The organism is Agrobacterium sp. MS2 (assembly GCF_003261015.1).
GTDB classification, from domain to species: domain Bacteria; phylum Pseudomonadota; class Alphaproteobacteria; order Rhizobiales; family Rhizobiaceae; genus Agrobacterium; species Agrobacterium pusense.
The window spans coordinates 198,906-207,577 of sequence record NZ_QLNF01000039.1 but is presented as its reverse complement, the minus strand read 5'-3'; the positions used below and the strand labels follow the sequence as shown (position 1 = coordinate 207,577).

Annotated in this window: 9 protein-coding genes; 6 read left to right on the top strand and 3 right to left on the bottom strand. The window is 60.2% G+C overall.

All coding sequences use genetic code 11. From position 1 onward, the window contains the following. The coding region (locus tag DOU54_RS14790) for a transglycosylase domain-containing protein (RefSeq protein ID WP_193603348.1) at positions 1-2,086 on the bottom strand (2,086 nt) is incomplete at its 3' end. Positions 2,087-2,339: 253 nt separating this feature from the next. On the opposite strand from DOU54_RS14790, the gene DOU54_RS14785 reads away from it, so the two are divergent. Both DOU54_RS14785 and blaOXA read left to right on the top strand, forming a co-directional pair. Continuing rightward, complete coding sequence (locus DOU54_RS14785; protein WP_003497144.1) at positions 2,340-2,819, top strand: YcgN family cysteine cluster protein; 480 nt, start codon at positions 2,340-2,342, stop codon at positions 2,817-2,819. 170 nt (positions 2,820-2,989) lie between these two features. Next, a complete protein-coding gene (blaOXA, locus tag DOU54_RS14780) occupies positions 2,990-3,814 on the top strand; it encodes a class D beta-lactamase (RefSeq protein ID WP_037091572.1) in 825 nt (274 codons plus the stop codon). A gap of 28 nt (positions 3,815-3,842) precedes the next feature. On the opposite strand, the gene DOU54_RS14775 is transcribed toward blaOXA, so the two are convergent. Next, the gene (locus DOU54_RS14775) at positions 3,843-4,178 is read right to left on the bottom strand and encodes a type II toxin-antitoxin system YafQ family toxin (RefSeq protein WP_113382162.1); all 336 of its coding nucleotides are present in this window, start codon (positions 4,176-4,178) and stop codon (positions 3,843-3,845) included. After that, entirely contained in the window at positions 4,175-4,450 is a 276-nt protein-coding gene (locus DOU54_RS14770) for a type II toxin-antitoxin system RelB/DinJ family antitoxin (RefSeq protein WP_113731474.1), read from the bottom strand. Before DOU54_RS14770 ends, DOU54_RS14775 begins: the two co-directional genes overlap by 4 nt. Before the next feature lie 107 nt (positions 4,451-4,557). Here DOU54_RS14770 and DOU54_RS14765 point away from each other — a divergent pair, with 107 nt between their 5' ends. The 4 genes from DOU54_RS14765 (at position 4,558) to cueR (ending at position 8,668) form a co-directional block, all read left to right on the top strand. Then, positions 4,558-5,166, top strand: a complete 609-nt coding sequence (locus tag DOU54_RS14765) for a class I SAM-dependent DNA methyltransferase (protein WP_113382161.1) — start codon at positions 4,558-4,560, stop codon at positions 5,164-5,166. A 67-nt stretch (positions 5,167-5,233) separates the two neighbouring features. After that, positions 5,234-5,614 carry a YkvA family protein gene (locus tag DOU54_RS14760; protein ID WP_004440697.1) on the top strand — a complete coding sequence of 127 codons (381 nt, stop codon included), beginning with the start codon at positions 5,234-5,236 and terminating at the stop codon, positions 5,612-5,614. Between the two features lie 49 nt (positions 5,615-5,663). Beyond that, a complete protein-coding gene (locus DOU54_RS14755) occupies positions 5,664-8,249 on the top strand; it encodes a heavy metal translocating P-type ATPase (protein WP_162749698.1) in 2,586 nt (861 codons plus the stop codon). Then, complete coding sequence (gene cueR / locus DOU54_RS14750; protein ID WP_113382160.1) at positions 8,246-8,668, top strand: Cu(I)-responsive transcriptional regulator; 423 nt, start codon at positions 8,246-8,248, stop codon at positions 8,666-8,668. Before DOU54_RS14755 ends, cueR begins: the two co-directional genes overlap by 4 nt. Positions 8,669-8,672 lie beyond the last annotated feature (4 nt).

Here is an 8,672-nt window from a genome sequence, read left to right as displayed (position 1 = left end):
GGATTACACGTGTCGCCTCGGCCGAGAGCGAGCGGGGACGGGTGAGGGCCGGCAGGGCGGGTGTGCTGCTGGCTGCGGCTGCCACTTCCGCAGAAGGCTGCGGTCGGGCGCCGGTCGGCAGCGGGTTCTGGATGCCGGGGATGGGGCGCAGCTCCATGCCCTGATGGGCATAGTCCATCAGCCGCTTGAAGGTCATGGCGGGCAGCGCACCGCCGGTCATGTTATTCATCGGCGTGAAATCGTCGTTACCGAACCAGACGGCGGTGGTGTAGTTGCCGGTAAAGCCCACATACCAGGCATCGCGATAGGCCTGTGAAGTGCCGGTCTTGCCGCCGGAAACGATGCCATTGTCAAGCGCGCCGCGCCGCGCCGTACCCATCACGGGAATGGTCACCAGCATCTGGTTCATCTTCGAATTGGCGTCTACGGACAGCACGCGTTTGGCGGGCGGCTCGTCATGGCTGAAATCGTAGAGAACATTGCCCTCGTAATCCAGCACCTGCTCGATCCCGTGGCGGCGCGACTGCATGCCGTCAGCCGGGAAAACGGCATAGGCGGTGGCCTGATCCAGTACCGTCACTTCCGATGTGCCGAGCGGGATGGTCTTGTCGCTGCGCAGCGGCGTGGCGACACCCATCGCCTTGGCGGTATCGACGATGACCTGCGTGCCGAGCACGTCCTTGGCGAGGCGGACCGGCACGGTATTGTAGGACTTGGCGAGCGCCATCTGCAGCGTCACCTTACCCGCATAGGAGCGGCCGTAATTCTGCGGCGACCAGCCGCGCCAGGTTACCGGCGCGTCGGAAATCAGCGTTTCCGGCTTCATGCCTTTTTCCATGGCGGCCGAATAGGTATAGACCTTGAAGGAGGAACCCGGCTGGCGCAGTGCCGCCGTGGCGCGGTTGAACTGGCTTTCGCCATAGTCGCGGCCGCCCACCATGGCGCGCACGCCACCGCCATTTTCGATCATCACCATCGCGCCCTGCTTGACGCGATACCCTTCGCCCAGTTCGCGCAGGCCCATTTCCATCGCCTGTTCGGCCGCCTGCTGCAGGCCGGTGTCGATGGTGGTGCGGACGACGACGGTGTGATCCTTGAACTTGCCCGCGGCTGCCAGCCGCTGCACTTCGTCAAAAGCCCAGTCGAGGAAATAATCCGGCGCCTTCACATCTTCGCGGTCGATGACGGTGGCGGGGTTGCGGCGCGCGCCGACCACCTGCCCCTCGGTCATCAGCCCGCTCTGCACGAGGTTGGAAAGCACGGTGTTTGCGCGGGCACGCGCCGCCGGAAGGTTGACATGCGGTGCATATTTCGCTGGCGCCTTGAAAAGCCCGGCCAGAATGGCGGATTCCGAAAGCGTCACGTCGGTGAGGTTCTTGCCGAAATAAAACTGCGCGGCCGCAGCAGCACCAAAGGTGCCGCCGCCCATATAGGCGCGGTCGAGATAAAGGCTCAAAATTTCCTTCTTCGACATGTTGGTCTCGAGCCACAGCGCGAGGAAGGCTTCCTTGATCTTGCGCTCCAGCGAGCGTTCATTGGTGAGGAAGAGGTTCTTGGCGAGCTGCTGCGTCAGCGTCGAGCCGCCCTGCACCACGCCGCCGGCGCGGGCGTTTTCGCTCATGGCGCGGGCAAGGCCGATGAAATCGATACCGAAATGGTCGAAAAAGCGCCGGTCTTCGGTCGCCAGCACCGCCTTGATGAAATGATCAGGCATCTGGTCGATCGGCACGCTGTCTTCATGGATGATGCCGCGATGACCGATGGTGTTGCCGTATCGGTCGAGGAAGGTGACTGCGAAGTCACCGCGATAACGCCAGTCCTTCTTGGTTTCCTCGAAAGCGGGCATGGCAAGCGCCAGAAGCACGACCGATCCCGCCGTTCCAAAGGTCAGCGCGTCGCAGGTGAGATTGACGAGGAGCTTCTTCCAGCCGCGGACATGCAGCTTGCGGGAGGCGATGGTGACATCTTCCCAGAAATCCACCAGCCTTGCCGCAGCCGTCCACAGGCCGGAGTCGATGAAGCTATCGATCCGGAGCAGGATATGCCGTTTTTTGCGGCCTTTTTTATCGTCTTTTTCTTCCTGCACCTGGCGATATTTCCTGTTTAAGGCAATGCGACCGTCGATATTCTGCGCTTCAACCCATTCCCGACGCAAAACCGTGGCATGGTTATGTCGGAAGTGCTTGACGTGGCGGCCTTTCGCGGGCCAATGACCCCTTCGCCGCCTGCCAATATGCTAAAATATCGTACAAACCAGCCCTTGGCGATACGATATAAAGGATTAGGGACCGGTTAAACACTCCCGTCCAAGAGATCAAAATGAAACGGAAATGTTAACGATGAATGACGCGCCGTTCTGGAAAACCAAATCGCTGACCGAGATGACCGGCGAGGAATGGGAAAGCCTGTGCGACGGCTGCGGATTGTGCTGTCTCAACAAGCTGGAGGACTGGGACACCGGCGAAGTGGTGTTCACCTCCGTCCGCTGCGTGCTGCTCGACGGCGAGAGCTGTCGATGCTCGGATTACGAGAACCGCCGTGCCACCGTGCCTGATTGTATCCAGCTTGACCTGAAGAAGGTTCACGAGATCGGCTGGCTGCCGCCCACCTGCGCCTATGCGCTGGTGCGCGATGGCAAGGATCTCTACTGGTGGCATTATCTCGTCTCCGGCGATACCGAAACAGTGCATCAGGCCGGCATTTCCGCGCGCGGCCGCACCGTCAGCGAGGCCGATGTGGATGTTGACGACTTCGAGGATTATGTGGTCGACTGGCCGCTGACGGTCGGCGAAAGGGCGGGAGAAAAGGAGCGGACGTGATGAAAAACGGCAATTTTCGTTTTGGTCCTATTCCTGCCCCATCAGCCTCCTAAAGGCATGTCATCCGAAAACGTGTCACGGTTTCGGGCTATGACTTGTCTGAAATCAAAGACAGCTTCCGGCCATTCCGGCAATTGATCCGCAAAAGCGGACGAGGGACATCAAAACGCATGCGCTACCGGCTGCCCGCCATCTTTCTTTCATGCCTTGCCCTTCCGGGGCTCCTGCCGTTTTCCGCTGACGCCCAGCAACAGCCCCAGGCCTTCGAATGCACGCTGGTCACATCAATCGAGACCGGCGCCATCATCAACCAGCAGGGCGCCTGCGACCAGCGGGTGGCGCCAGCCTCCACCTTCAAGGTGCCGCTGGCGCTGATCGGTTACGATGCCGGTATTCTCCAGGATGAAAAATCGCCCGCCTGGGACTGGAAACCTGGCACGGAGGCGCGCGCCGCCGACCGCAAGACGGTCGACCCGACCATCTGGGAGCAGGATTCGGTGCTGTGGTATTCGCGCGAGATCACCCGCCGCCTCGGCCCGGAAAAATTCGCCGCCTATGTGAAGCGTCTCGGTTACGGTAATGCCGATGTATCGGGCGAGCCTGGCAAAAACAATGGACTCACCCATTCCTGGCTGGGGGCGTCGCTCACCATCTCGCCGGTGGAGCAGGTCGGTTTCCTTCGCCGGTTGCTTGCCGGCAATCTGCCTTTCTCCCGCGATGCGCAGGCCAAGACGCGCGCCATCGTACCGGTCTTCGATGCGCCGGAAAGCTGGGCCGTGCACGGCAAGACCGGAACCGGCTACATGCGTGACGAAAAGGGCAATCCCGACCGCAACCGCCCCTTCGGCTGGTTCGTCGGCTGGGCGGAGCGTGAAGGCCAGCACATCGTCTTCGCAAGGCTGCGTGTTTCCGACAAGCCGTCAAACGAGCCGCTCGGCCCCGCCGTGCGCGACGCCTTCCTGCGCGATATCCCGCGGCTGGCGGTGCATAGGTAGGCAAGATCGCGTCTTTCGCATTGCACGTTTACCTGAAGAGCTCGGCGTGCGTTCCAGCGCGGGTGAAGATGAGAAGGTTCTGCTTCTCATCGAGAGTGTAGATCAACAGAAAGTCCCCGCCGACATGGCATTCGCGATGATCACGCCATTCTCCGGTCAGTTCATGGTCACGAAACTGGGCCGGTAACGGCGCGTCGTTTGCAATCAGAAGGAGCATGGTCTCCTTCAGCTTCACCATGTCGTAACGCCCGGAATTGTTCAGCCGTTGCCAGTCCTTGATAAATTGCCTGGTAAAATCCGTACTGCGCGGCAGCACCGTTCTCTTTGATGCTGCGTCCTTTCCATGGCCCTTCTTCTCGGTCACCTCTTTTTACCATCAAGGGCGTCAAATAGTGCTTCCGTCGTATCGAAACGACTGCGCCTGGAAGCAACGAAGGCGCGCGCTTCTTCAATTGCAGCGAGGGTTTCGGCATTTGGTTGCGTCAGTTCTATCGGCAGAGCTTTTTCTCGCGCGATGCGCGTCAGCATCATTCGCATGACATCGGAAATGGTAAGTCCCAGACTGTCCAGCACGGCCGTCGCGTCATCCTTGAGTGTCTGATCGATGCGCGCTCTTACATAAGCATTTGCGGTCATCATGGACCTCCTTTTAATAATGCGGTATGTAGCTCAAATGGGCATCATTTTCAATGGGCGCTGCATAATGGACGATGGGTTGCTGGAATCGGAAAGGACATCAGCATTTGTCGGATGCTTCCCGTGACGTCATAGGGCTCTATACTGAATACGGCGCCGATTTCGACAATCAGCGCGGTCGTTCCCTTGTTGAAAAACCCTGGCTGGACAGGTTCACCTCGCTACTGCCCGATGGCGGCTCCATTCTCGATATCGGCTGCGGTTCGGGTGAGCCGATCGCTGGCTATTTGATTGCCAACGGTTATGACGTCACCGGCATGGATGCCTCGCTGCCGCTGATCGAACTTTGCCGCAGCCGCTTTCCGGAAAATCTCTGGGTGGTTGCCGATATGCGCGAACTGGCCCTCGGCCGCCGTTTCGATGGGCTGATTGCCTGGCACAGCTTTTTTCACCTGTGTCCCGAGGATCAGCGCCGGATGTTCGGTATCTTCCGCCAGCATGCCAATGAAGGTGCGGCCCTGATGTTCACTGCCGGGTCAGTGCAAGGCGAAGCAATCGGTACCCTTCAGGGCAAGCCACTTTATCACGCCAGCCTCGCGCGTGAAGATTACGAAGGCCTTTTCGCCACGCATGGATTCCGGCTTCTGGATCAGGTCGTCAACGATCCGCAATGCGGCGGGGCAACGATTTATCTCGCCAGGCGGATCGTATCATAGAGACCATTGCATAGTCCCCGGGGATCACGCATAGGATCGACAGGCCGGATGTTTCAGGGACTTTCCCATGCTCGAAAAGCTCAAGCGATGGGCGAAATCCATCAAGCGTGACGTTCACGCCCTTTATCTTGCCGCACGCGATCCACGCACGCCGCTTTTGGCTAAAGTGGTGGCGATGCTGGTCGCCGCCTATGCGCTGTCACCGATCGATCTCATCCCGGATTTCATCCCCGTTATCGGCTATTTAGACGATCTCGTCATCGTCCCGCTCGGCATCCTCCTTGCGGTGCGTCTTGTGCCGCCGCCACTGCTGGCGGAGCATCGATTGACGGCCGCGGCCGCGCAATCCCGTCCCGTCAGCCGCGTGGCTGCTGCCATATTCATCGCCCTGTGGCTGGCGGCATCGTTCACGATTTTGTTTGCGGCAAAAAATTTCTTCTTCCCTTGACCTTCCCATCATGGGAAGCCCTACATAGGATCTCGAAAGGGGATTTCCCATGAACGAGACAGTCAGACACGCCCATCCAAATCAACCGGTTTCCATTCCCGTGGAAGGCATGACCTGCGCTTCCTGCGTGCGGCGGGTGGAGACGGCCGCGGCCAAGGTGCCCGGCGTCATGTCGAGTTCCGTGAACTTCGCCACGAAGAAGCTTACGGTCGAGCCGGCTGAAGGTTTCTCGGCCAAAACGCTTGGCGCTGCGATCAAGAAGGTGGGTTACGATATTGCACCGGATCGGCATGAATTTACCGTCGAAGGTCTGCACAGCGACGCGGATGCGGCGCGGTTGAAGGCCGTTCTGGAAGCCGTCGCAACCACCATTAACGCCACTGTCGATACCGCAGCCGGCAAGGCCGCTGTGGAGACGATCGGCGGCCGGCGTGAACGGGACGCGCTGGTGGAAACGGCAAAACTTGCCGGCTTTGCATTGGCGACGCCAAAGCCGCACGACCATTCCGCCCATCAATCCCACAACAGGCACGAGGGGCATCACCACGGCCACAGCCAGATGGCGACGGCCGGTGAAAGCGGCGGCCATGACCATATGCACCATGCGGGCGAAGAGGGCGCGCTGAAACGCGACCTGACGATCGCCGCCATCCTGACGGCACCGCTTTTCGTGCTGGAAATGGGCGGCCATCTCTATGAGCCGATGCACCACTGGCTGATGGGCATCATCGACACGCAGAACCTCTATTACATCTATTTCGTGCTGGCGACGGCAGTGATTTTCGGACCGGGTCTGCGCTTCCTCAAGACCGGTTTTCCGGCCCTGCTGCGCGGCGCGCCGGAAATGAACTCGCTGGTGGCGCTGGGCGTTACTGCCGCCTATCTCTATTCCGTCGTGGCGACCTTCGCGCCCGACCTGCTGCCGGCAGAGGCGCAGTTCGTCTATTATGAAGCGGCAACGGTCATCGTGACGCTGATCCTGACCGGACGGCTTCTCGAAGCCCGCGCCAGCGGCCGCACCGGAGACGCCATCCGCAAGCTGATGAGCCTGCAGGCGAAGACCGCCCGCGTAGAGCGCGATGGCGCCACCATCGATATTTCCCCTGACGATCTGGTGATGGGCGATATCGTCGTCATCCGTCCCGGCGAGAGGCTGGCGGTGGATGGCGAAGTTGTCGAAGGCTCGTCCTATGTCGATGAATCCATGATATCAGGCGAACCGGTGCCGGTGGAAAAGACGGTTGGCGCGGCGGTTGTTGGCGGCACCATCAACAAGACCGGGGCCTTCAAGTTCAAGGCGACCAAGGTGGGCGCCGATACCATGCTGTCGCAGATCATCCGCATGGTGGAGGAGGCGCAGGGCTCCAAGCTGCCGATCCAGCTGCTGGTCGACCGGGTTACCGCGCTGTTCGTGCCCGTCGTCATTGCGATTGCGGTGCTGACCTTTATCGTCTGGGCGATTTTCGGTCCCGAACCTGCCTATACATTCGCGCTGGTCAATGCGGTGGCCGTACTCATCATTGCCTGCCCATGTGCCATGGGTCTTGCCACGCCGACTTCCATCATGGTCGGCACCGGTCGGGCAGCGGAGCTGGGCGTATTGTTCCGCAAGGGACAGGCCCTGCAGGAACTGCGCTCGGCTGAGATCGTCGTGGTCGACAAGACCGGCACCGTCACCAAGGGCCGCCCGGAACTGACCGATCTCGTGGTTGCGGAAGGATTTGTCGATAACGACGTGCTGGCGCTGGTCGCCGCCGTCGAGGGCCGCTCGGAACATCCGATTGCCGAAGCCATCGTCCGGGCTGCGGAGGAAAAGAAGGTGGCGACCCATGCAGGACTCGAAGCTGCAACTATCGAGAACTTCGAAAGCGTGACGGGTTATGGCATCGCGGCCACCGTCAATGGCCGCAAGGTCGAGGTCGGTGCGGATCGTTACATGGCCAAACTGGGTCATTCGGTTGATGTCTTCGCCGAAACCGCTGCAAGGCTGGGTGACGAGGGCAAGACGCCGCTTTATGCCGCGATCGACGGCAGGCTGGCGGCTGCGATCGCCGTCGCCGATCCGCTGAAACCGTCAAGTGTCACCGCTATCAAGGCGTTGCAGGCGATGGGCATCGAAGTGGCTATGGTGACGGGCGACAATGAGCGTACGGCAAACGCCATAGCCCGGCAGGTCGGTATTTCCCGTGTGGTTGCGGAAGTACTGCCCGAGGGCAAGGTAAAGGCAATCCATGAGATGCGGGCAGGCGGCAAGGTGCTGGCTTTCGTCGGCGATGGCATCAATGATGCGCCGGCACTGGCAGAGGCCGATATCGGCATTGCCGTCGGCACCGGCACGGATGTCGCCATCGAAAGCGCTGACGTGGTGCTGGTTGGCGGCGATCTTCTTGGCGCGGTCAACGCCATCGAGATGAGCCGCGCGACCATGCGCAACATCAAGGAAAACCTGTTCTGGGCCTTTGGTTACAACGTGGCGCTGATACCGGTTGCGGCGGGCGTGCTTTATCCGTCTTTCGGCATCACGCTGTCGCCGATGATCGGTGCGGGGGCGATGGCGCTGTCCAGCGTCTTTGTTCTCGCCAATGCACTGCGGTTGAAACGGGCGAAGGTCGCTCATCGGGAGGTGAAATCGTGAATATCGGCCAGGCATCGGAAGCATCGGGCGTTTCCGCCAAGATGATCCGTTATTATGAGCAGATCGGCCTCATCAACCCCGCCGCGCGCACCGGTAATAATTACCGCGTCTATGGAGAGCAGGATGTCCACAACCTGCGCTTCATCAAACGTGCGAGAACGCTCGGTTTTTCATTGGAAGAAACCGAGACGCTGCTGAAACTCTGGCAGGACAAGAGCCGTGAGAGTTCGGCGGTAAAGGAAATCGCGCTCGTCCACATCGCCGATCTCGAACAGAAGATCGCCGAGATGAAGAGCATGGTGAAAACGCTCTCCCATCTCGCCCATTGCTGCGGCGGCGACCACCGGCCCGATTGCCCCATCCTCGACGATCTCGCGGGTGCCGACAAGACAGACAGCAAGCCCGCCAGAACCCACTGAAAGA

What these genes read in the sequence shown, in the direction of transcription:
- DOU54_RS14785 (WP_003497144.1), top strand. Translation starts at nt 2,340, where the DNA reads ATGAATGACGCGCCGTTCTGGAAAACCAAATCGCTGACCGAGATGACC.
- blaOXA (WP_037091572.1), top strand. Translation starts at nt 2,990, where the DNA reads ATGCGCTACCGGCTGCCCGCCATCTTTCTTTCATGCCTTGCCCTTCCG.
- DOU54_RS14770 (WP_113731474.1), bottom strand. Translation starts at nt 4,450, where the DNA reads ATGACCGCAAATGCTTATGTAAGAGCGCGCATCGATCAGACACTCAAG.
- DOU54_RS14760 (WP_004440697.1), top strand. Translation starts at nt 5,234, where the DNA reads ATGCTCGAAAAGCTCAAGCGATGGGCGAAATCCATCAAGCGTGACGTT.
- DOU54_RS14755 (WP_162749698.1), top strand. Translation starts at nt 5,664, where the DNA reads ATGAACGAGACAGTCAGACACGCCCATCCAAATCAACCGGTTTCCATT.